This is a genomic window from Maribacter sp. IgM3_T14_3, assembly GCF_049603095.1.
GTDB lineage: Bacteria > Bacteroidota > Bacteroidia > Flavobacteriales > Flavobacteriaceae > Maribacter.
Map to the genome: position 1 here is coordinate 2,774,242 of NZ_CP187138.1, position 24,311 is coordinate 2,798,552.

Below are 24,311 nucleotides of genomic sequence, written 5' to 3' on the forward strand. Positions count from 1 at the left end.
AAACTATTTTTAGCTTTCATTATCCATCAGGCCATATTTCAAGTATTTTTGGTATGGAGAGAATGTGCTATTTATGTTATAACAATATGCTCAAGTTGATTTTAAGGCAATCTTACAGATCAAAATGTTTTTAAATGAGTTATATGCGGTCTCAAAAGGCTCGCATTTGTCATTTAAAAATAATGGGAGAACACGGGGGAAGTTTACATGGTAATAATGTTGAAATAAAAATTAAAAATTATAGGTTTTAGAAACCTTAGAGTGTATTCTAATTGAACGTTAGATAATATTTCTAATTATGCTTAATTGCTTCTATTCTATTATTCATTAATTGAAGGTCAAGCAACCTTATTGCCCAAAACATCTATATAAATCTCTTCAAGATGATTTAGTATAATGCTCTGGTCAAACTTACTGATGTTATCTAGCCCTTTATGAATTAAATTACTTCGCTCTTCATCGTTCAATTGAAGTGTGTCTTCAAGAACCTTAGCGGATTGAAGTGCCCAAAAAAGTAATTTTTTATGATTTGGACTACGTTTTAAATATATTGCGGCACTACCTCCAACTTCATTCATTGGAGCTTTATTTGTTGTAATGACAGGGCAGCCGGCTGCCATAGCTTCAATAATAGGAAAGCCAAAGCCTTCTTCTAATGATGGAAAGACAAATACACTCGCTCCTTGATACGCATAAGATAAAAGATTATCATTGGCGTCTTCTATAAAATAGATATCTTCTTTGTAGGGGGACCGTTCATAATAAGCTCTTATATTAGTTGATGGTTTATAACCAATCATTATTAACGGTAAAACTTTTTCAGAAATGTCTCTCCAGGCGTTGTATAGTGTAATAACCCCAATTCTGTTTTTGTAAAAAGTATTACCCCCAACATGTAATACATAACCATGCTTTAAATCTAATCTCAGATGCTTTCCTACAACGACTCTCGCATTTTCCATATTACCGGGTACAAATATTGAATCTAATGCATTGTATACTTGTTCAACACGTATAGGTTTTTTCTTTAAAAAAAATAATAAATCCTTTTTGGTGTTATTGGAGATACATACAAAATTATCAGCCATAGATAGACCTCTAAGAATTAGTTTTTGGTATATTTTTCCCGAAGTACTTGTTGGGTTTTCCTTTATAGTGCCCAATGCGGATTTTAATGCGATAAAATCATGGCAATGTACAATATGTTTTTTTTTTCGAATCAGTGGCATCCACATACTTAATGCTTGGTCAATTAAAACAAATAATACATTTTTATCCAAGACTTTACTTTTCTTTTTGAAGTATATTGGAAATATTATGTATTGATCTATATATCTTAACCACTTATTAATACCCTCAGGAAATTTATATTTTGATAGATAAAGTTTTGGACCCCAGACTTCAATATTATGCCCCTTTTTACACATCCCTTCACGTATAAAATTTTCATACCTTTTCATACTATAACCTAAGGTGTTCTCGTGATGAATTAAGAGTATAATTTTCAACTTCAATTTGAATTTTTAAATAGTAAGTAACCTTAATTAATTTAGTTCTTTTTACAGCCTAATTCTCTTCTATTTGAACTATTGGCAGAAATTAAATTTATAGCCAATCTTACTATGTGAAAAATTATGAGATATGTAAATATGCCTTCCAAATAGCCTCTTATGATATAACTGAAATCTCTTGTTATACCATTTGCATTTCTAAACATACCTAAAAATATAAATACATTCATAAGTGCAAAAGGAGCATATTGTAAACCTTTTTCGTCGAAAAAGACAAAGGAATTAAGTAGTTTGAAAATAATGAAGAATACAATAAATTGTATTGGGAAATACCAGAATCCGAAGGTAGCTAAACCATCTCCTATATGACTTGTTATTCGATAGCCGCCGAAACCAGAACCATATAAAAAATCTCCTCGCGAGAACTCCATTTTGCTTTTATCGATATGAATGTTTAAAAAACGTAAAACCGGAGTTGGAAATAATGATAAAAGATTAGTTTTAAATAACTCTCGCATTAATGGATTCGAATAACCTTTTTTTTCGGCATAATATAAGGTCTCATCTGTAATTCTTAAATTGGCATATCTAGCCATCATGAAATTATCAAGGTAATCTTCTGTCCAGCCTTCATTATATTTAGTGGAATTTTTATCTTTTTTTTTGAATTTGGCCGATTTTATTCGATTCATTAATGATTCGTTCTGCAATGTGTTTACAGTTTGTTCAAATAGCTCTAACTTATCTACCTTGGCTCTCACTTTTCTTGTATGCAGCATGGCTAAAGAAACATTAGATAGAAGGCCAATTATGAACCATAAGGTAATACCAAAGCAAATTGTTTTAAAGGGAGATAAATAGTTGTAAATTTTAATGTCATTTAAGACTACGTATAAAAAAGTAAGAATAGCCATTATTGCGATAGGACTAATAATACTTTCTCTACTGTTAGACGCAATGTTTATTATGAAAATAATACCAGTGTATATTAGAATACTTTTTAGATGAGTAAACTTTATATGTAATAGAGAAGGGAAAAATAAACATAATGGGGCATACATTAAATAGTCTAGTCCTTCTAAAAACTTACCGGTTACATTTCCGTACTCCACACCGCCTGCGCTAAAGTTGTAAATTCTTATCATTAAACCAATAATCCCAAGTCCCCAAATTATTGCAGGTGTGATTTCGAAAAAACGTAGTTTATAAAGGGTTTCCTGTATAACATTATTTTTAAGTTTTTTAGATGAATTCTGGCATGTCAAATAGAATGCCGAGGATGAAATTAAAAATAAAATTATTTCATATAAAAAAGTTTCGAAAGGGCGCTCAAATCCATAAGATATTGGCTTACCTTCTATTAATGTTCCTATCAATGGTAAATACCTGTACATAAACATTGACAAATACATTAAAAAGGCAAATGGGAAAAAACGAATATACTTTTCTTGCAAAAAATGGGAAAAAATGCTGAAACTAATTACGGCCATAATACAACCATAAAGGTTTGCCAAGGACGGAAAAATTAATAATTCTATCAGAATACCGATTATTAAAAACCACCTTAGGCCAATTTTAAAATTGGTTAAAACATGAATTGATGTTTTATTCATTTACTTTAATGATGTCAAGCATTTTTTTAATGCTTTTATTATTGGAGTAGCCAGATGTTTGACATCTTTTCAAACCTGCCTCGGTAATTTTTTTTCGTTCATCTTCATTAATTAAATAATATTTACAGTGCTTTAAGAGTTCTTTGTTAGATGAAAAATAGACAGCTTCCTTCCCTTCTTCAAAAAGATTCAAATGCTCATTTGTGCGTTCTGCTAACATAAAACCGCCACAAGCAGGAATTTCCATTGTTCTAGTAGTTTGTTGGTCAAAGTTTTTTTTACGTAAAAAGCATAGTGATATTTTAAAGGCTTGTAAAGCTTTTGAATAATCTTCTGAAAAAATGGCCGGTAATATTGTTAAATATGGTGAAGTACCTTTATAATCATTCCATTTGCCGTCTCCAAATACTTTAACTGGGATATTATTTTTAACAAGAAACAGAATACTTTCACATCGTTCTTTTTCCCATGACCCTACAAATCCTACTTCTCCACCTAACCTTTTTATATCGATATCAGCTAATTTTCTAGGGTAGTGAAAAGAATCTTCATACATATTATCTATAAACTTTATGTTTTTTGCTCCGAGATTTTTCATCTCATTTAAAATGTATGATTTATTAGTAAAAATATAATCGTAATGTGGAATACATTGAAGATAGTTTAGACTTTGATTATGGCGCAAGACCATATTATCCGGTGAGTAACTTATAACCCTGGTTTTTGGAGATTTACATTTTATAAAGGTTAAGGTAGATTTGTTAATTGTTACCCCCTTATCTATCCAAACTATATCGTATGCATTTTGAGATACTAATTCTTTGATTTTTTTATTTGCATTGGTATTATCGGGAAGCTTTATCGGAATACCTTTTTGAAATAAATGATAAGCTATTCTATGCCACAAATTGATCTTTGGCAATCCAGTTTCAATTTTATCTATAGTATCTGAATTATTTTGTAATGCCCAATGTCTATGTAATGATGTACTACTTAAACTTCTGAACCAACCAATAGATAAAATCTTCATTTTAGTTTTTGAATTCTTGAAATTTATAGTTTATCTGAGATAGAAGTTCTTGTAATTCTTGCAAACCTTTTAAAAACAAATCTTTTACTGACATTTGCATTAATCTACATGCATAAGGAATTACTAATAACACTAAAATAAAATCTAGGGAAATACTGCCTATTGCAGCACCAACTAAACCATATTGTTTCGATAAAACATATGATAGCAAAACAGATATTATTGCAACAATTACTCCGTATAATGCCATTTTATATGGCTTGTTCACAACACCAAAAACCATTTCTGCGGTCCACCAAAGTGCATTGAAAACCATGCCAGCTGTAAAGATGTACCACATAGTTTTTGGTATTTCCAATTCATTTTGTGTCCATATATTATAGAACCATAATCCAAATAATGCTAACAAAATAAAGCCCAAAATAGAAAGGGATAAAATACCAAGTATTGAAACTCGAAATACCCTTTGTGCTGTTTTCCAATTACCTTTTCCAATTTCAAATTGTAGTTCTGGAAAAACAGCTGTTTTTACCATAAACAATAATTGGTTGAGGGATCGACTCAAGGTTCTAACAGTATTAAATGCGGCAACGGCTTCTGGTCCTAAAACGATGCGGACAACAAAAGTCGTTCCTTGAAAGTAAATAACCTGCCACACAGGTGACATTAGGTAGCCAAGACCTTTTTTAGTAATATCCCTTAAAATATATGAATCTTTTTTTCCTTGAAATGTTTTAAACAAACCTAAAATTTGTGTTCCTTTTATCCAATAAAAAATATTAAAGAGAATAGTAACCATAAGCTGTGAAAGTGCAAATTCTACTACTCCATATCCTAAAAGCAAAATACATAAACCTGCCAATAAATTTAAAGTTGATTTTATCGTCAAAAAATTTATGTTCAATGCCGCTTTTTGGGCAGATCTGAAATACGATTCAATTAGTTGATCGTAAAAATTTAATAATCTTACGAATATAAGAATTGATACTGCTATTTTGGCATCTTGACTTTGTATTAATGACTTTTCAAAAATATGGAAATGGTCTAAAATTGAAATACCTACAAAACTCAATACCATTGCGGCTATAATCATTCCCGTAATAACATACATTCCTGTTTTACTAATATCGGCAGCTTTTTGCTTATCACCCGCTGCATAGCTAAGTACAAAACTATTGGCGGCTGCAGTACCAAACCCCAGATCAGAGAAGGCTATAACACTTGGTATTATGGTAAGTGTCAACCATTCTCCATAATATGCAGAACCCCAAGAGGTAATAAAAAAAGGTACTAACAGTAATTGATCTAGAATACGTATACCTTTTTGAAGAACAGACGCAATACCGTTTTTTAGGAGTCTTATTTTTAATGACATTTAGATTTGTTTTTCTATACCTAAAATAGCTTTAGAAATAGACTGCTGAGAATTATAATTTATATAGTACATGTTATAAAATTAGATTATTTAACTCTCATTTATTAATGGTGGTCATAACCATAAGATTGTCCTTCCTTAGTGTCATTAAGCAATATCATAGTGTTTTTTAATTTCTCATTTTTATAAATTGTTTCTATAGTTTTTAAATGTTCTTTATTGGTTACATCTTTTCTAACAACATATATGGTACTATCAATATATTTATTTAAGGCAAAGGCATCAGATACTAAACCAATTGGCGGTGTGTCTATAATAATACGGTCGTAGTCTTCTTTTAGGGTTTTAAATAATATGTCTATTCGTTTGCTCAGCATTAGGCGTCCAATATTTGAGGATACCACTCCTGAACCAATTAGCGATAAATTTTCTAGCGTAGGATGTTTTTGAATAATTTCATTAATTTCTATTCCTTTTTTTATTATAAAGTCAGAAATACCAGGAGAGTTGTCTAAGTTGAAATCAGCCATTAATTGAGGTTCTCGTAAATCAAATGCTAGTAGTATCACTTTTTCTCCTATGGATTCTAAAGTAACCGCTAAGTTGGAAGATATAAAAGTTTTTCCTTCGCCTTTTGAGGTAGAAGTAACTAATAGCGTCTGATTTTTTTCTGTTTTTTTAAGATAATCTAGATTAAAGTGTAATAGTTGAAAGAGTTCAGCAGTGGGCGATGTAGCTCTACCACTATTATGTATTAGAATTCCTTTTTTCTTACTTCTAGAAATTTCTCCAAGAAAAGGTACTGATAAATCTGTTGTGAGATCCTCAACTGAAGTAACTTTGTTGTCCCAAGCATCTTTGATAAAAATCATTGAAAAGGGTACTAAGAAACCAAATAATAGTCCGGTGAGATATAGAATTTTCTTGTTGGGACTTATTGGAAATTTTCCGGCTTGAGGATAGCTGACAATTCTTGTAGATGAAACTGGTGTAGCAAGTGATAGTACTTCTTCTTCCCGTTTTTGTAATAAAAATAGGTATAAGCCTTCTTTAGTACTTTTATCTCGGCTTATTTCTAATAATTTCTTTTCCATTCCTGGAACTCTCGCAATTTGCGCATCATATCGACTTGCGTTACTTAATAGATTTTGTCGTGCTATTGAATAACCATTTTTGACACTTCTAATATTCTGTAAAATAGATTCTCGTAAGTTGTTCAGTTTATCATTTAGATTCACTAGAACAGGATTGGAGGTTACGGCCGATTGTGATAATTGATTGCGTTCCAATAAGGTAGCGTTGTAGATGTTAATTAAGCTGGTCAGGCTGCTATTGTTTATAGAAAATGACCCGCCGATAGTAGATTCTGTTGTTCTTCCCAGTAATGACATTTCAATATTTTCCAATACATTAATTTGGGTTTGATATTCTGCCACTTGTTTTTTGTATTCGTTGGATTGTTGAACGTAACTATCGGCATTTCTTGCTACATCGGTTACGACATTTTCAGATTTAAAATCTGCGACTGAAGTTTCTACATCTTCAATTTCTCCAGATAAGAGTTTTAACCTCTCATCTATCATCTTTATAGTGTTCTCGGCTAATTCATTTTCATACTTAATTGTTTTATCTATGTAAGTTTCGATTAGTTCTAAAAGAATGTCTTCTCCTTTTTTCTGATGACCAGCAATGAAATTTACATTTAAAAGACTACCAGTTTCATTGTCTGGATGTACACTTAAATTTTGGAGAAAATTAGTAATGAAATCTTTCTTTTTTCCAACCACGAAATAGAGTGGTTCTAAATTCGTAATATCGATGAATTTAGGTTTTAATACAATAGTGAATGTGCCGTAAGGTAATGTTATTAACTCTCCAAAATCATGTTTGGAATACAACTCATTATTTTTGTATTTTGTACTTAATTCAAAGGTTTCCGAATCTATGATATTCAGAGAAATTTGCAGGCCATATGCTAAACTATCGGTCGTTTCATCTACTAAAATACGAACTGGGACATCCTTACCGTAAATCTCTATATCTCGTATATTACCTTTTTTAAAATACGTTATATTAAATGTGTTTTTTGTTACAACCTCTTCCATGACTACGGTAGAGGTCAGAATACCAATTTCGTCTTCAAGGCTATTGGCAGTTTTTATTAGTCCAAACTTACCAAAATTATTGTTTTCAATAATTCCCTGTCTAGACTCAGTATTTTTAATAAGTATTTTACCTTGTATTTCGTATTCTGTTTGTGCCCAATACCTTATGAACATGAAGACTGTTAAAACAGAGAATAATACGCCAATAGTAAAAAAAGACCAATATTTATTATATTTTAAGAATAAACTTCTAATGTTCCATTGTTCCATATATCACTTTATTTTTTGTTAGCTATATAATAGTTAGGTAAACTATTATACAGCTTTTACTAGTTCTTAATTTTCAATAATGAATTTTAGGATTGATTTTTTTAATATCAATTTTTAAACATTTTAATCGTAGTTGTTTTACCATAGTCGTCTACCGTCATAATGGTATAAATTCCACTAGATAAATCATCAATGTAAATTTCTACATCATTAGTATTTTCAAAATCAACCTCCAATTTTTTTACTAACAATCCATTTGCGGAATAGATAAAAACCTTCTGACTAACCGTATTTATATCGTCTGAATGAAGCGTAAATAAATCATTTACCGGATTTGGGTATAATGAGAGTTGAGAATCCTGAATTATTTTTGCTTTTAAAGCAGTGCTTTTGCTTGTAGTACCATTGTTAGGGCATAGCTTTACAAAATCTAACAGGTTTGAAGAATCAATGTCTCCGTCTGATGCTTGTACAGGAGTAATTGTAAATTGAATTTCATTAACTCCGTTAGGTACTTGAAATTGTCCGGAATGTACAACCCATGATTGAGATGACGATACCGTTGCAATAACTGTTTGATTTCCAATAGGTCCTGCTGAAATACTAATGATATCAGTACCTTCTCGACCTTGATGAGAAAGCTCCCAATCTAGTAATTGACCCGGTGTTACCGAAACTATTTGATTATGATGATTGGCATCCATTTCTACGAATACATCTCCATCTGGGGCTATACGACCTAAAAAACCACTTTGACCTAATTCTAAACTGCCTCCTTGAGAGATTCCCCCTTGTTGCAGTATTATACCACCTGTAGTAAACCATCCAGGAAAGTCATTATCTGTGTGTGTGTCAAGAAATTTAACGCCATTATTAACAGTCCCTAAATCTTCAATTAAATCATAAGCACTGGCATATGCTGGATTGCTAGTTTCTTCAAAACTGCCGTTTATTAATAAACTTAATTCTCCAGATGCGCATTGACAATCACATATATTAGAATTATTGGCAAATATTTTCACAGACTCTGTATCATCATAATTTGCGTATGATAAAAGGTCAATGGTATTGGATGATAAAATAAACGGAGTACCACCAAAGTCTAATTCTGGATATAGTTCAACGGTGTAACCTTCTTCAATTTGAACAGAACCGATATCATTGGGAAGAATACCTTCAAGTGAAATATTAGCATAATTGCCTATGCCAAAAGACCATGAAGAACCCATATAATCTTGATTTCGAAATAATGTAGCTATAGTTGGCTCTACAGTTGTCGAGCTTTCAAATATTCTTACAGATGATGCTTGGTCATTAAAGCCCGTAGAAACCAAATTAGGTCCATTTTCTTCAAGTGTAAATTTATCACCTCCAAAATCTTTTTCAGAATAAAGTTCAATGATATAACCATTCTCTAGTTGCACCGATGAGGCATCATTCTCATTAATACCCAGTAATTCTAAGTCGGGATAATCTCCTGCTTCCATTTGCCAAGAACTACCCCCATAGTTGATATCTTGAAATAATGTTGCAATAGTTGGACCAGCAATTGCTATATGCTCGTATATTTTTACTGAAGATGTAAGATCGTCAAAACCTGAAGTAACCAAATTTGTATTACTTTCATTTAGTATAAATACATCACCTCCAAAATCTTTTTCAGAATAAAGTTCAATGATATAACCTTCCGCAACCTGTACAGATGAAGCATCATTATCGTTTATTCCGTAAAAGGTTAGGTCTGGATAATCTCCTGCGCCAAGTTGCCAAGATGATCCATTATAACCTGTATTTTGAAATAATGTTGCTATGGTTGGTCCCGTAGGTGCTGAACTTTCATATATTTTAATAGATGAGGTTTGGTCATTGAACTCTTCGGATACTAAATCTGGTGAGTTTTCCTCTAAGACGAATACGTTACCTTCAAAATCTTTTTCAGAATACAGTTCAATAATATAGCCTTCCGTTATCTGTACCGATGATGCATCATTATCGTTAATTCCTTGCAGGGTTATGTCGCGATATTCGCCAGCTTCCATTTCCCATGCTGTTCCGCTGTAATTGATATTCTGAAATAAGGTTGCAACTTTTGGTCCAGTTGCTATCATAGATCGATATACTTTTACTGATGATGTTTGATCGTCAAAACTTGCGGTAACCAAATTTGAATTGTTTGCCTCCAATATGAATAAATCCCCTTCAAAATTCTTTTCGGAATACAATTCAATAGTGTAGCCTATTTCAATTTGAACTGATGAGGCATCATTATCGATAATGCCTAGTTGTGTAATATCTGGAAATTCTCCTACAGCAATTTTCCATGCTGAACCACCGTAATTTGTATTTTGAAAAAGTGTGGCCACCATTGGTCCTGAACTTGTAACACTTGGGTATATTCTAATGGATGATGTCTGGTCGTTAAATCCGGAAGAAACAAGGTTAGTTGCGTTTTCCTCTAAAACGAATACATCGCCTCCAAAGTCTTTCTCAGAATATAGCTCAATGGTATAACCTTCTGTGATTTGTATAGATGAAGCATCGTTATCATTAATTCCTTGAATAGTAATATCACGATATTCACCAGCTCTCATTTCCCATGAAGTTCCGGTATAGTTGATATTCTGGAACAAGGTTGCAATTACAGGATCAGTTGTTACTATTGATTCATATATTTTAACAGACGATGTACGATCGTCAAAACCAGCGGCGACTAGATTAGTATTGTTTGCCTCCATAATGAATACATCACCTTCGAAATTCTTTTCGGAATATAATTCAATTATATAGCCTACTTCGATTTGTACCGATGAGGCATCGTTATCGTTAATTCCTTGCAATGAAATGTCTTCATAATTACCAGCAGAAAGTTGCCATGCAGAACCGCCATAATTTGTATTTTGAAAAAGTGTTGCCACTGTTGGTCCTGAAGGCACTACACTTTGATATATCTTAGCAGATGATGCCTGGTCGTTAAAGCCTGTTGAAACCAAGTTGGGTCCATTTTCCTCAAGAATAAATACATCACCTCCAAAATCTTTTTCAGAATAGAGTTCAATAATATAGCCTTCCGTTATCTGTACCGATGATGCATCATTGTCACTTATTCCTTGTAAAGTTAAGTCGGTATATTCCCTGCCTCCATAGCCCATGAAGTACCTGTATAATTGACATTTTGGAAAAGGGTGGCAACAACATTTAATTCTGGCTCAAATACAATGATTTTAATTGATTCTGTGTCGTTATCAATGCCAAGTGATGTAAGGTTTTCAGAGTCTGATGATAATATCACAGGAGTACCTCCATAATTTAAATCTGGATATAATTCTATAGAAAAACCTTCTTCTACCTTTACTGAACTTACCTCGTTTCAAGGTTAAGCCTTCTTGAAGAAATATCAACATATTCTCCTTCTTCTATATTTTAAGAATTGCCGCTATAATCGCTATCTTGATAAAATGTTGCCACTGTTGGTCCCGAAGGCACTACACTTTGATATATCTTAACAGATGATGCCAGAGTCTGTCGTTAAAGCCTGTTGAAACCAAGTTGGGTCCATTTTTCCTCAAGAATAAATACATCACCTCCAAAATCTTTTTCAGAATACAGTTCAAAATCTTTTTCAGAATACAGTTCCTTGTAAAGTAATATATTCCTTCCGTTATCTGTACCGATGATGCATCATTGTCACTTATTCCTTCGTAAAAGTTAAGTCTGATGATATATTCCCCAAAGTTTAATTCTGCCTCCATAGCCCATGAAGTACCTGTAAATTGATATTTTGGAAAAGGGTGGCAACAACATCTAATTCTGGCTCAAATACAATGATTTTAATTGATTCTGTGTCGTTATCAAGAATGCCAAGTGATGTACAGGTTTTCAGAGTCTGATGATAATATCATTCCTTGTAAAGTTAAGAGTATATTCCCCTGCCTCCATAATTTAAATCTGGATATAATTCTATAGAAAAACCTTCTTCTACCTTTACTGATACTTACCTCGTTCAACGTTATGCCTTCTGTAGAAATATCTGTTCAACGTATTCTCCTTCCTGAAGAGGCCAAGAGTCGCCAACATAATTATTGTTTTGATAAAAGGTCGCTACAATAGGTTCTGAGGGTATTTCTGATGAATAGATTTTTATTGAAGATAACTTATCATTAAAATCGTAATGACCTAAAAAATTTGAATTTCCATCTAGGACTACCACTTCTCCTTCATAATCAATCTCTGAATACAATTCAACAATATAACCTTCATCTATCTGTAGTGAAGAGGCATCATTATTTGGTATATTCTCATAGGTAATCACTGGATAATTTCCTTCGCTAAGTTCCCAGCTAGTTCCATTGTAATCCGCATGTTGAAAAAGGGTTAGGACTGGAACGGCAAGTTCTCCATTAATAGCGTTAATATTCATTTCAATATTAAACTGGTAAGTTCTATTTAAATGCGGTACAATAGAGTTTCCTTGAGGAATAAATCCCATTACCAAATGGGGGTTAGAATTGGCATTGGCTTCATAAGATTGCCAAATATCGTCGGTAGAACCTGATGTTATGGCAGGTATTAAACTATTATCGGTAGTTGAGCCAGACCCATCAGGATATGCATCCATAAAACCTGGAGCTATACTTTCGCCAGGTTGTAAAATAACCGCATCATTAGAATGGTCACTAAAATTGAAAGTGTTATTGCCAATACTATACTCAGAAGGGGTTCGTGTTTGACCAATTGACACAACTTTAAAATCGTTTTCACCAAGAACCTTAACTATAAAAGGTGTTACTGGGTTGCCCAATCTACTGGCATAAAAGTTAAAATTTTCAAGGCATATACTTACGGAAATATCTTCGTTATTGGTGTATGACCCTGTTCTGCTTACATTTATATGAGGGCTATGGGCATCTAGAAAGTTGCCATCAGTTAAATTATCACTACCTAACAAGGCAGTATAGTCTTCGTTACAGTTTCCATTCAAGCTATTGATCCATGCTTCTACTAATTGTATAGCCTCGGTGTCTACCCTACCTTTTGCCAATGGTGGCATCATTGTAGAAAGGTCTAAAGAATTCAATCTAAAATGCACGTTTGACTGCGTAACCTCTCCGGGTACAATGGCTTTATTGCTTCCTGTCAAATCTTCTATAATATCACCTTGTATTAATGCTTGGTCTGATAATGGTGTGCTGAAACGTAAATCAAAACTTGCCCTAGTATTTCCCGGTAGATGACAATATGCGCAATTAGAGTCAAAATATGATCTTGCCCTAACTTCTAAAGATTGATTGTTATCATCAATACTAACTAGGGTGGGAACGTTTTCTAAATCTACTTCGGGAATAAAGCCTAATGCTGTCAAAGTTTCCAGTTGGTTAGATGTTCTACCAGTAGATGGATACAATATTTCTTTATTTAATTGCCTAGTATTAAAACCCAATACCCATCCAGCACTAGGGTTGTGACATTGAATACAAGTATTTGAAGCAGGATATTCATAGCCAAAGGTGTCGCCGTCAATCGTAATATTTTCATTATCACCAAGCAAAAGTAAGTCAGCTTCCAAACCGTTACTTCTCCATTTGTATGTGCTACCAAACCACTCACCATCTTCACTATGAATCCACAAACGTGTTTCTAATTTGGTGCCGTTTGTATTATTGAATTGTTTAATGAATGTTGTGCCAATAGGAAAAGTCCAATGCCCTTCTTCATTATATCCAATTTGTTCAATAGTACTATTAACATTACCATCTTGTGGAATTGAAACCCAACGTTGTTTTTCTGTACCAGAAGACCAAAGAGGATTGTTAACCTCATAAGGTATTACACCTTCCGTAGGAGTTAAATTTTGTAAATCAGAAAAGATTCCTGTTTCTGATAAAAGTGAGGGTAGAGGCTCATTTTGATTATCTTGATTATTTATAATTTTAAAAATTTTACCACCACCCGGAACGCCATTAGAAAGTTTAAGGACCATTAATTCGTTAGCATGATTATACCCTAAGGATGATATTCCATTAAATACAGATCCACCAATGTTACTGATAACCTCTACTTCGCCGAAAGTATTACCACCTGTGTGTGTTAGCGCATATACAGATCCGTTTGCATTATCACCAAATATATATTTTCCATATAGACTGGGGATTGCAGTACCCCTGTATACATACCCACCAATAACTGCGCTTCCTACAGATCCATCATATGCATAAAGGGGTTCTCTTTCTGTACCATATAGCGGATTGGGCATATTTGTTGAGTTTCGGTATCCATCTACAAAACCTTCTTTAATATTCCATTGAAAATTTAGACCAGGTTGATCTATTATATTTACTTCTTCCCATTTTGAAGCTCCTACATCACCTAACCAGAAATTGCCAGTAGGTGGGTCATAGGTCATTCTAAAGGGTTGTCTAAGACCAATGGCGTAAAATTCTTCTAAAAACTCACCGGTTCCAGTGACCCAAGGGTTATCATTTGGTATATAATAACCTTGAGTATAAGATTGATTTAAATTTATAGGTGTATTACTATTATCAGGTTGCCTTTCTATGGGATGACTTATTGTTCCTCCTTGCATGTCCACATCTATTCGCCATACACCACTTCTAAAACGGTCATTCAGTAATTGAGTATGTGGAGTGGCCTCAACGCTATGAGTACCTTCATCACCAACCGAAACATATAAAAACCCATCTCCGTCAAAGGCAAGTCCGCTACCATCGTGACCTTTTGTGGTATCATACTGATTAATCATAATTAGTTCGCTACTAGGGTCGAAAGTAGTTCCTGTCCAAGTAAACCTACTTAATCTATCATAATAAGGTTCAGTCCAATCTGAATCTTCATTTTCCGTTTTATGTACATAATAAACATAGATATAATCTTTACCTAAACTTTTTCCGAAATCGGGGTGAAAGATTACATTTTGAAATCCACCATGTTTTTGACCAGTATTGCCACTATAAGTATAGTACCAACAACGGTCCTGAATGTCCATAACCAAAGTACGTTCAGTAGTTTGGGCATTATCATTGTCTGGTATAGTGTAAAAACGACCGTCCATCTCAACTATCAATAATTTGTTCGTTTCTGGAAACGGTAAAATTGCTTGTGGTGATTCCCATTCAATATTAGTATGTATTTCTACTAGGTCAATATCTTCACTCGGTTTTGAATTAGGAAGATTACCGTTCATAAAAGGAGTAATAGCTTGAATGCTATCTAGACCGGGTTGAAAATAAATTACCGCCTTAAAACTTAAAAACGCTAAAGGTAAAAGCAATAATAACCATGATTTTTTCTGTGGGATAAATGATGTTCTCATAATTTTAGTGAGGTTATAATTAATGTAATACTAAAATGAAATTGGGAGAACTGATTTTTTATTGTTATAACTGTTTTTGGGGTACTTTTTTGTTTTGCCTTATTTACAATAATGGATAATATTAAAAATTTTATATTACTGTGGTCAATATTTAATATGCTTTTTCTTCACCTTTAATAGCATTATACACCGTATAATAAATAATGGATAGATCTAGTTTTAATGACCATTTTTCCATGTAAAAAATATCGTATCGAACTCTATTTATAATGTCTGATTGCTTTATTATTTCGCCTCTATAACCTTTTATTTGAGCCAATCCTGTAATGCCAGGTTTAAGAAAGTGCCTTACTAAATATTTGTCTACCGAATTTTGATATTTTTCGGTATGTAAATGCATGTGTGGTCGTGGGCCAACTACGCTCATATGGCCTAAAAAAACATTTATGAACTGCGGTAGTTCGTCTATGCTTGTTCTTCTTAATATGCGCCCTAACTTAGTTACTCTCATATCGTTTTTACAGGCCATAAGAGTATCACAATCATTTGATCTTGTCATTGATCTATACTTATAGCATAAAAAAGTTTTTTTATTTAAGCCATGTCTGCTTTGTGTAAAGAATACGGGGCCAGGAGAATCAAATTTTTGTAAAATATAAATTAGAGGTGATAGCCAAGAAAGAATAAAAACAATGACAAGACTAGAGAAAAATATATCGAAGCCACGCTTAACTAAATTCGCATACTCTAATTCTAAAGGTGAAGCTCTTAAGTCTAAAACAGGAACATTTCCGTATAGCTCTACTGACATCGCTCTTGTGAAAAACTCTTTATTGTCAGGTATAATTTTAATATGTTTAAAGGTATTATCGGTAATTCTTATTAGTTCTTTTATTTCGTTTTTAGTTAGTTGAGATGCAATACAGAATACTTCAGTAATATCATTTTCAAAAATATATTTGTAACACCTTTCTATTGGTCCTAAGTATGTGGGGCTTTTCGAATTTTTATTGTCAAAAAAACCAACATACTCAAAGTTGTGATTTTTATTGTCAAAAATTGCTCTTACTTTTTTTAGATTTTTATCCCAACCTACAACTACTACTTTATTTGGTTTAGAGATTGAAGAATAATAGATTTTTTTTATCCAATAAAAAAACATTCTAAAAACTAATAATTGTAAGCATATAAAGCCATAAACACTAAAAAGGTATATTATACTATAGGTTTTTGGTCCTAAAAAGGTGAATGAAGAAAAAAACACCAACCCGTATAATACAAAAACCCGTAAAAAATTAAACGTTTTAGACGTATTAGCTTGTCGTTTCGCATTTGAATAAAATTTAATACTATGAGTTACAAATAACCATCCCAAATTATAGTAAATAACCCCGGTAATACCATATCTATATGTCTCAGCTGTAAAATAATACAAAGTAGCATTTATGGCAACGAGATGAATTAACAAAGAAAGAGGTATTCCAAAATAGGATTTTTTCATGTTATTAAATTATATATCAATGAACTAATTAAACATGGTTAGTGAATACTATTTAAAAAAGTTTCAAAAAGTCAAATTGTATTTTTTGGATAGTAAAATCTAAGATTTAATAGGGATATTTTTTTGAAATTAAATGGGTTTTATTATTTGATTAAATTGTTGAATCTGATTAGATATAAAATTTTTATTCAAAGTAGTTATAGGTTGTATAACCACCATTTTTTAGATATTGATCTTTTTGCATTAATTTCAAATCGCTATGAACCATATCTTTTATTAAGTCTTTTAATTCATATTCAGGAGTCCAACCTAATTTGGTATTGGCTTTAGTTGCATCGCCTATAAGTAGTTCTACCTCGGTAGGTCTAAAATATTTTGGATCTACATTTAATATTTCTTTGCCAATTTCAAGTTGTAAATCTTTATTCGAACATGATTTAACATATGCTTTCTCATTTATGCCTTCACCTTTAAATTCTAATGTGATACCTAGTTCTTCAAATGCCATGCGAACAAATTCTCTTACAGGTGTGGTAACGCCAGTAGCAATGACCCAATCTTCAGGTTCTTCTGCTTGTAAAATCATCCACATCATTCGTACATAATCTTTGGCATGTCCCCAATCTCTTTGTGCATCTAAGTTTCCTAAATAGAGTTTATCTTGTAAACCTAAAGCAATTCGAGCAGCAGCCCTGGTAATTTTTCTAGTTACGAATGTTTCTCCTCTAATTGGGGATTCATGATTAAACAATATACCATTACAGGCATACATGTTATATGCTTCACGGTAATTCACTGTAATCCAAAATGCGTACATTTTTGCCACTGCATAAGGACTTCTTGGGTAAAATGGTGTTGTTTCAGATTGCGGCACTTCTTGTACTTTTCCGTACAGTTCTGATGTTGAAGCTTGATAAATCCTGGTTTTTTTTTCAAGTCCTAATAAGCGAACTGCATCTAAAATCCGAAGTGTTCCTAAACCATCGGCATTACCTGTATATTCAGGAACTTCAAAAGATACTTGTACATGACTCATCGCCGCTAGATTGTATATTTCGTCGGGTTGAATTTCTTGAATTAAACGTATCAAGTTTGTACTATCAGTCATGTCTCCATAATGTAGAATGAAATTTCGATGTTCAACATGTGGATCTTGATATAAATGGTCTATACGATCTGTATTAAATAAAGATGCTCTTCTTTTTATACCATGTACTTGATACCCTTTTTTAAGTAAGAATTCACTTAAATAGGCTCCATCTTGTCCAGTAATTCCTGTAATTAATGCTATTTTCATTGGTAATGATTTAGAAATATTCTTAAAAAGAAAGCTTGTTGGTTATGGAAATTTAACACAGCGCTCCGCATCGTAAGTCACAAAAATGTAGATTCACGGTAGTTATAATGTCAAATTTGAAGTATATAAATTACTTCTGAAAAATATATCTGGGGGGAAGTTTAAATGTCAATGATTTCAAACAACTGAATGGGGAGAATTAAATAACAAAACAAACATATGTTGCTAAAAGATACATTCCAAAATAAAATGTTAACAAATTTAAAAATTACGGAATATGTATTTTTGGCAAATATTTTAAAGTATATCGACAAATATTAGCGGTGAAATCTGTCAAAAAGATATAGCTAACTATTTGATATTTAAATTGGTAGAATTTTGAAATAGATTAAAGGTAGAATTGATCGATTATCTGCACAGTTAATTTTACAAAATGAATTTTCATTAGTTTTTTTGCTTTTAGGTTAACCTACATAGTAGGTAAACCAGTGAAAATTATACAATATCCCTCAATTTCATATTAAGAACAACACCCATACCTTCTAAAATTAATCTTACTCGGGTTTTTCCTATTTCAATAATTTCTGCTTTCTGGTCTTTTAAAGCTCCATATTTTATTGAAACTTTATCGCCAGATTCTAGTTTGGTTAGACTGTAGTTTTCGACAGTGTCGTTTGATAACCATTTTTTCAAAGTTTCCATTTCAACCTCACGCACAATAGCTGGTTTTCCCAACCAATATAAATATCGTACAACACCAGGAACTTCAAATACCTTTTGTCTTTCTGATTCTGAGATATGAACGAATACATATGATCTAAATAAGGGTATTTCAATGGTCTTTTTTCTATCGCTCCATTGCTTTACTTCTTTGATCATTGGGCAATAGACTGCTACCTGATGAGCCGATAACCGTTCGGCTACCTTCTTTTCATTTTTAGGTTTAACATAAAGTACGTACCAATTTTTGGTCATAGGGTCTAAAAATAGATTCTGTAATAAGGTAACATTCTTTTTGCTTTTCTAGTATTTAATAGAGCTTTATAATATATATATATTATAAGTGCTAAAGCTGTTTTATCAACCTAGAAAGTATTGGATATAGTAGTTTGATTTGTATTCGTAATTATTTCAAATAGTTTTATGTAAGAAAAAGATTACGTATATTATACTATTATTAGATTTAGACCGTTATATATAAAATCTTAAACTCCCATCTTATGTTTTTAAACCTATTTAATTCTAGTATTAAACAGAAGAATACGAAATCTCTCTCTAAAAATTCAGTTACTAATGAATTGAATTCTTTATTAAATGATTTAACGATCGATAGTACGAAAAAACGTAAAGATGCTAATGTAGATAGTTCAATTAAGGAAAAAGCTACATCGGTAGTTTCTTCTTTAGAAAGACAAATAGAGGAGAATCAGATTCTATACGCGAAAATAATGCAAGAGCGAATGATGAGAACGAAAAGAAAATTAGTGTAGCAGCATATTAATAGCACTATTTAGAAATTTACTAAAGTAAAATATTGAGTCGTCCTAAAATAGGTTGACAGTTTTTAAATAATTAATATTAAACCAGAGAAGCTAGCTTCTCTGGTTTTTTGTTATGTATAAAGTTAGGTGTTTTATATTTTAGGCTCAAGTGCGGTCTTTTGTTATTATACGTTCTTATTGATTCTGCTATGAGCTTTTTCAATTCTTTGCCACTGTTACATTTATATATCAAGAATTCCCCTTTCAATATGCCGTTGATTCGTTCCGCCAATGCATTTTGGTAGCAATCATACCCATCCGTCATTGATGGGGTCATATTACTTTGCCGTAGTTCCTTTTGGTATATGGCGGAGCAATATTGCAATCCTCTATCGGAATGATGAATTAGCTCTTCGCTCGTCAGTCTATTGCCGTTCGCCATTCTTACTGCCTTTACCACATTCTCGGCACTCATGTCATCACTAAGATGATACCCCATTATTTTTCTACTATAGGCATCGGTCACCAAGGATAGGTAATGTGTCCGCTCCCTGCTTTTAATGTATGTAATATCACTGACGAAGAACTCCTCCGGTCTGGAAACCTTTATTTCTTTCATCAGATTGGGATGTTTTCTAAGCCAATGTCTTGAGTCTGTTGTCCTGGTGTAATTCTTCCTTGGCCTTATCAGCATCGATTCCGAGCGTAAATATCCAAACAGGGCATCTCTTCCTATTTTTAAATTGTGCTTTGCGAATTCGGGCTTTAACAGGTAATACAACTTTCGTGTACCGATCCTGGGCATATCCTTGCGAACACCTTCGACCAGGTTCTTTACCTTTACAAGCTCTTGTTCTCTTTTTATGATACGTTTTTCTGCTTGGTAGACAGCTTGTCTACTTATCCCAAACAATCGACAACAACGAGATAGACTTAATCGTTGTTCTTGTCGGATGCGCTGGATTGATTGGGCAAATGCTTTTTTCTGATAGCGGTACCATACTGTTTATCGGAGATGTCGATCATGGTGTTGAGAATCTTGTTCCTCAGTTTTTCATCGGAAAGCTCTCTCTCCAGGCGTTTGATTTTTTGGGCTGGTGTTTCTTTTGATTTTGGCATTTGACGGCGTATAGGTTTGCTCCAATCTAATGTACCATGTTTTCTCAGCCAAACCAAAACAGTACTTCTACCTTGAATACCATAGGCCTTTTGAGCCTGCTTATAGGTCATCTCGCCTTTTTCGACCTGATGGACAACACTTAATTTAAAGCACAGATTATAATCGCGTTGAGTACGCTTGTTTACCGTAATAATTGAATGTTTCATAAATAAGTCGATTTTGTGTCAACTTATTTCAGGACGGGACATATTTATAAACTAAAAAGCTCTCAATTTATTGAGGGCTTTTTTTGTTAAGGTTCTCGGCTGAGCCGAGACAGGCAAGTACTCGAACCCGCGACCCTTTCGGCTGAGCCGAGACATCTATTCTAAGCTATTTTAAAAGGTTTGTTTTTTGATTGAAAAGCCAAAGTAAATACTGCCGATGTTGCCTTTTTAGCATTTTCTCTTTTATAAGAGCTTCTTTTTTAGAATCTAATTTTTCTGCATAGATCAGTTTCCATGGTCCTTTGTTTTTAGTGTATGTTGTTTTGCCTTGATTATGTTGTTCCAGTCGCATTATATAATCTGTAGAATATCCTTTGTAATAGAGATCATGCGAAGAAGAATAAATAATGTATACGTAGTGGTTGGCCATAAAAACAGAAAAAAGTTTGTAAACGAAAAAAGCTCTCAATTTCTTGAGAGCTTTTAGCGGTCTGGTTCTCGGCTGAGCCGAGACAGGCAAGTACTCGAACCCGCGACCCTCTCGGCTGAGCCGAGACATGTATTCTAACCTATTTTATAAGGTTCGTTTTTTGACTAAAAAGCCAGAGTAAATATTGCCTATGTTGTCTTTTCAGCATTTTCTCTCTTATAAGAGCTTCTTTTTTGGAATCTAATTTTTCTGCATAGACCAGTTTCCATGGACCTTTGTTTTTGGTGTATGTTGTTTTGCCTTGATTATGCTGTTCCAGTCGCATTATATAATCTGTAGAATATCCTTTGTAATAGACATCATGCGAAGAAGAATAAATAATGTATACGTAGTGACAGGTCATAAAAACAGAAAAAAGTTTGTAAACGAAAAAAGCTCTCAATTTCTTGAGAGCTTTTAGCGGTCTGGACGGGATGCTGCCCCTGTAATTTAACTTTTCATTAACATACATTATTTTACTGATTATCAAGGTTTTATGTGAAATAATTTTTTTATTTTACACCATAAAACACTATTTTTGGTAAAAATGCAGCACGAATGCAGCACGCTGATGTATAATTTTAGGTTTTACATATCGGACAAAACCAACCAAAATGGAACCCATAGTATCAAATTAAGATACTATGAAAATCGTCATGCCAGAATTCAAATCGATACCGGAATCGAAATTCCTTTGAAGTATTGGAATAAGGAAAAATCTTTCCTTAAAAAATCAAAGGAAGTGGGTTCAGAATATGTTCAGCTCACTCAAATGGATAGTTTGGCCAATCAGATTATTTCTTCTTATCGAAACCAAGGCAAACCGCTTTCCAAAAAATTATTTAAAAGGCAATTTGAAGATGGTGAACCCTCCATAAACACAAAACCTGTTGAAGATTTTTTTACTGAATTTGAGCATTATCTAGAAAGCAAAAAGGGAAAGGTAGTCAAAGACGTTATCAAGGATTACAATTCCCTTAAAAAGCATTTGCAAGGTTTTCAGGAATTTTCTGGAATCATCATTGATTTTAATGCATTCGATTACCATTTCTACCAAGAATGGACGGATTATCTGGCCTACCATGCCCCTTTAAAAAATGGAGGAGTCGGTATGAAGAACAATACCATTGGTAAATTGGTCAAGAACCTGAAGGCTTTTCTAAACGACCGCATGCGCAGAAATAGAATCAAACCTATCGATTTAACGGCCTTTAAGGTGATTCAGGAAGAAGTAGACCATATTTACTTAACCGCCGAGGAGATACAGGCCATAGCGGCCGTTGATTGTAAAGATGATGAAGAGCTGGAAGGGGTAAAGGATTTTTTTGTAATCGGTTGCTTGACCGGACTTCGGTTTTCCGATATTTCAAGGATTCGGCCTGAGTATTTGGACAATGAGGGTTTTTTAAATATTAGGCAAAAGAAAACTTCAGGCCGTATTGTAATTCCATTACGCAAACAGGTGAAGGAAGTTTTAGCAAAATATGGTGGCCAAGCCCCGGATATTGATTCCTTTACCTTTAATAAACGTATCAAGGAACTTGGGGATGGGGCAGGACTTCATCAAAAAGTGGAAATTGAACATAAACGGGGTACCATTAAAGAAGCACAACTTTTGGAAAAGTATAAACTGATCAGTTCTCACACATGTAGACGCTCTTTTTGTACCAATGCCTATCTGGATGGTATCGATGTGCAGTTGATTATGAAAATTTCAGGACATAGATCGGAGAAGGCATTCCGCCGTTACCTCAAAATATCAAATTACGAGGCCGCACAGAAATTGAAGAAGGCTTGGGGTTTGGATTGAAATTAATTTATGAACAACCTCTTATTACTGCCTAAAATAAAATGACTAAGGTCGTTTGACCGGATTGTTCAGGACCAATTTTATTCATTTACCCCCTTTTTTTAGTGTCTAGGATTTACATGTCTATGGACAATTGGTGATTATATTCACCAAAAGTTATCCAAATTGTATAGACTTACTACACTAATTGCCCATTATGAAAGGATTTTATTCGGGCTTTTCCAAATCCAATATTAAAATCTCATAGCAATATTCGTTTGATTAAACGCATGATAAATGCTTTAAATGAATATTGATACATATGTTCATATGACTATAGCATCATATGATGATAGCAATATTGCATTGTATATTCCGATGGATTGTTTTTGTAATGATTTTACTTTTTTGTGGTTAGGGGGAAAAAGACCTAATGTAGACTACCCTTGGTCTTTCGACCCTCCACCTTAGTCATTCCTTTCCCTAGCCACATCCTTTCTACGGAAGTTCACAAAAACTGCTGGTTTTTGTGAACACCCTTGAAAAAAGAGGATAAAGGTGAAAAGCGAAAGGGCTTTTCACCCTTATCTGCCATTCCGTTTCAAATCCCATAAAATTTAGTTCAAATATGCTGTACAGCATTTTGTGTACAGCACTCAGGTAAAATGCTGTGTAATGCTGCTAGGTTTGTAAAATAAAGTACAAGAGCAACTTGTTGCAAAAAGGGATAAGAGATTCTTTTATAGTCCAGTCTTTTTAAGGTCTTATACTAAAAAAGTTGAATTTTTTAAGGGTTACCATACACAAAATGATGTATGCCAAACAAATAAAATCTTGTCCAATGCTATTAGGTTTGTTCAATAAGGTAAATCATTAAACCACTGTATCATGAAACGAATATTTATCATGGATGATGACGGACTCAAGGAATATGTTCCGTTAGAATTACTTCAAAAGCAGAAGGATTCGGTTATCGAAAAACCGGCTGAAGAAGTTTCAACCGAAGAAGAATTGTTGACCATTGCCGATTTGGTCAAAAAATTCAAAGTAACACGACCAACAATCTATGCATGGATGAATAAGGGTCTATTGAACAAAATTACGATAGGTGGAAGGGTTCTTTTTCACCCTGACGATATCAATGAGCTTATTAAGCGAATGAGAACTGCTTCTTCGTAAAATGAGTAGAAAGAAACTGAAATTTAAATCAACCCTAT

General features: G+C 33.3%; 18 protein-coding genes. 4 read left to right on the forward strand and 14 right to left on the reverse strand.

The annotated features are described in order from the left end of the window. Positions 1-338: 338 nt before the first annotated feature. The 11 genes from ACPF9A_RS12390 to ACPF9A_RS12440 all read right to left on the reverse strand — a co-directional run bounded on the left by ACPF9A_RS12390 (position 339) and on the right by ACPF9A_RS12440 (position 19,004). On the reverse strand, positions 339-1,460 hold the full coding sequence (locus tag ACPF9A_RS12390; RefSeq protein WP_423997330.1) for a glycosyltransferase: 1,122 nt from the start codon (positions 1,458-1,460) through the stop codon (positions 339-341). An 89-nt stretch (positions 1,461-1,549) separates the two neighbouring features. Next, on the reverse strand, positions 1,550-2,905 hold the full coding sequence (locus ACPF9A_RS12395) for a hypothetical protein (protein WP_423997332.1): 1,356 nt from the start codon (positions 2,903-2,905) through the stop codon (positions 1,550-1,552). Between the two features lie 211 nt (positions 2,906-3,116). Continuing rightward, complete coding sequence (locus ACPF9A_RS12400; RefSeq protein WP_423997334.1) at positions 3,117-4,154, reverse strand: CgeB family protein; 1,038 nt, start codon at positions 4,152-4,154, stop codon at positions 3,117-3,119. Position 4,155: 1 nt separating this feature from the next. After that, positions 4,156-5,529: a lipopolysaccharide biosynthesis protein gene (locus tag ACPF9A_RS12405; protein WP_423997336.1), complete on the reverse strand. Its 1,374-nt coding sequence runs from the start codon at positions 5,527-5,529 to the stop codon at positions 4,156-4,158. A 104-nt stretch (positions 5,530-5,633) separates the two neighbouring features. Then, a complete protein-coding gene (locus tag ACPF9A_RS12410) occupies positions 5,634-7,904 on the reverse strand; it encodes a GumC family protein (protein ID WP_423997338.1) in 2,271 nt (756 codons plus the stop codon). Positions 7,905-8,011: 107 nt separating this feature from the next. After that, positions 8,012-11,053, reverse strand: coding sequence for a beta/gamma crystallin-related protein (locus ACPF9A_RS12415; protein WP_423997340.1), 3,042 nt, complete (start codon positions 11,051-11,053; stop codon positions 8,012-8,014). Further along, positions 11,020-11,193: a hypothetical protein gene (locus ACPF9A_RS12420; protein WP_423997342.1), complete on the reverse strand. Its 174-nt coding sequence runs from the start codon at positions 11,191-11,193 to the stop codon at positions 11,020-11,022. Before ACPF9A_RS12420 ends, ACPF9A_RS12415 begins: the two co-directional genes overlap by 34 nt. A 717-nt stretch (positions 11,194-11,910) precedes the next feature. Continuing rightward, positions 11,911-15,231, reverse strand: coding sequence for a PQQ-dependent sugar dehydrogenase (locus tag ACPF9A_RS12425; RefSeq protein ID WP_423997344.1), 3,321 nt, complete (start codon positions 15,229-15,231; stop codon positions 11,911-11,913). A gap of 151 nt (positions 15,232-15,382) precedes the next feature. Continuing rightward, on the reverse strand, positions 15,383-16,732 hold the full coding sequence (locus ACPF9A_RS12430; RefSeq protein ID WP_423997346.1) for an exopolysaccharide biosynthesis polyprenyl glycosylphosphotransferase: 1,350 nt from the start codon (positions 16,730-16,732) through the stop codon (positions 15,383-15,385). Between the two features lie 184 nt (positions 16,733-16,916). Continuing rightward, entirely contained in the window at positions 16,917-18,029 is a 1,113-nt protein-coding gene (gmd, locus tag ACPF9A_RS12435) for a GDP-mannose 4,6-dehydratase (protein ID WP_423997348.1), read from the reverse strand. Between the two features lie 495 nt (positions 18,030-18,524). After that, positions 18,525-19,004 (reverse strand): UpxY family transcription antiterminator, encoded by a 480-nt coding sequence (locus ACPF9A_RS12440; RefSeq protein WP_423997350.1) that lies wholly within the window; start codon positions 19,002-19,004, stop codon positions 18,525-18,527. Positions 19,005-19,249: 245 nt separating this feature from the next. Here ACPF9A_RS12440 and ACPF9A_RS12445 point away from each other — a divergent pair, with 245 nt between their 5' ends. Beyond that, complete coding sequence (locus ACPF9A_RS12445) at positions 19,250-19,519, forward strand: hypothetical protein (RefSeq protein ID WP_423997352.1); 270 nt, start codon at positions 19,250-19,252, stop codon at positions 19,517-19,519. An 88-nt stretch (positions 19,520-19,607) separates the two neighbouring features. Here ACPF9A_RS12445 and ACPF9A_RS12450 read toward each other — a convergent pair. The 3 genes from ACPF9A_RS12450 to ACPF9A_RS12460 form a co-directional block, all read right to left on the reverse strand. Further along, positions 19,608-20,836 (reverse strand): IS3 family transposase gene (locus ACPF9A_RS12450; RefSeq protein ID WP_423997353.1). Its coding sequence is split into 2 segments (ribosomal slippage): positions 19,608-20,482 and positions 20,482-20,836, totalling 1,230 coding nucleotides; the frame shifts between segments, so codons are not numbered across the junction. Positions 20,837-21,002: 166 nt separating this feature from the next. Beyond that, positions 21,003-21,266: a GIY-YIG nuclease family protein gene (locus tag ACPF9A_RS12455; protein ID WP_423997355.1), complete on the reverse strand. Its 264-nt coding sequence runs from the start codon at positions 21,264-21,266 to the stop codon at positions 21,003-21,005. Between the two features lie 139 nt (positions 21,267-21,405). After that, on the reverse strand, positions 21,406-21,669 hold the full coding sequence (locus tag ACPF9A_RS12460; RefSeq protein WP_423997357.1) for a GIY-YIG nuclease family protein: 264 nt from the start codon (positions 21,667-21,669) through the stop codon (positions 21,406-21,408). Between the two features lie 183 nt (positions 21,670-21,852). Between ACPF9A_RS12460 and ACPF9A_RS12465 the strand changes: the two genes are divergently transcribed. From ACPF9A_RS12465 to ACPF9A_RS12475, 3 genes are all read left to right on the forward strand, one after another. Further along, positions 21,853-23,115: a tyrosine-type recombinase/integrase gene (locus ACPF9A_RS12465; protein WP_424004471.1), complete on the forward strand. Its 1,263-nt coding sequence runs from the start codon at positions 21,853-21,855 to the stop codon at positions 23,113-23,115. A 285-nt stretch (positions 23,116-23,400) separates the two neighbouring features. Continuing rightward, on the forward strand, positions 23,401-23,565 hold the full coding sequence (locus tag ACPF9A_RS12470) for a hypothetical protein (protein WP_423997359.1): 165 nt from the start codon (positions 23,401-23,403) through the stop codon (positions 23,563-23,565). Positions 23,566-23,982: 417 nt separating this feature from the next. Then, positions 23,983-24,273: a helix-turn-helix domain-containing protein gene (locus ACPF9A_RS12475; RefSeq protein WP_423997361.1), complete on the forward strand. Its 291-nt coding sequence runs from the start codon at positions 23,983-23,985 to the stop codon at positions 24,271-24,273. Positions 24,274-24,311: the final 38 nt, after the last annotated feature.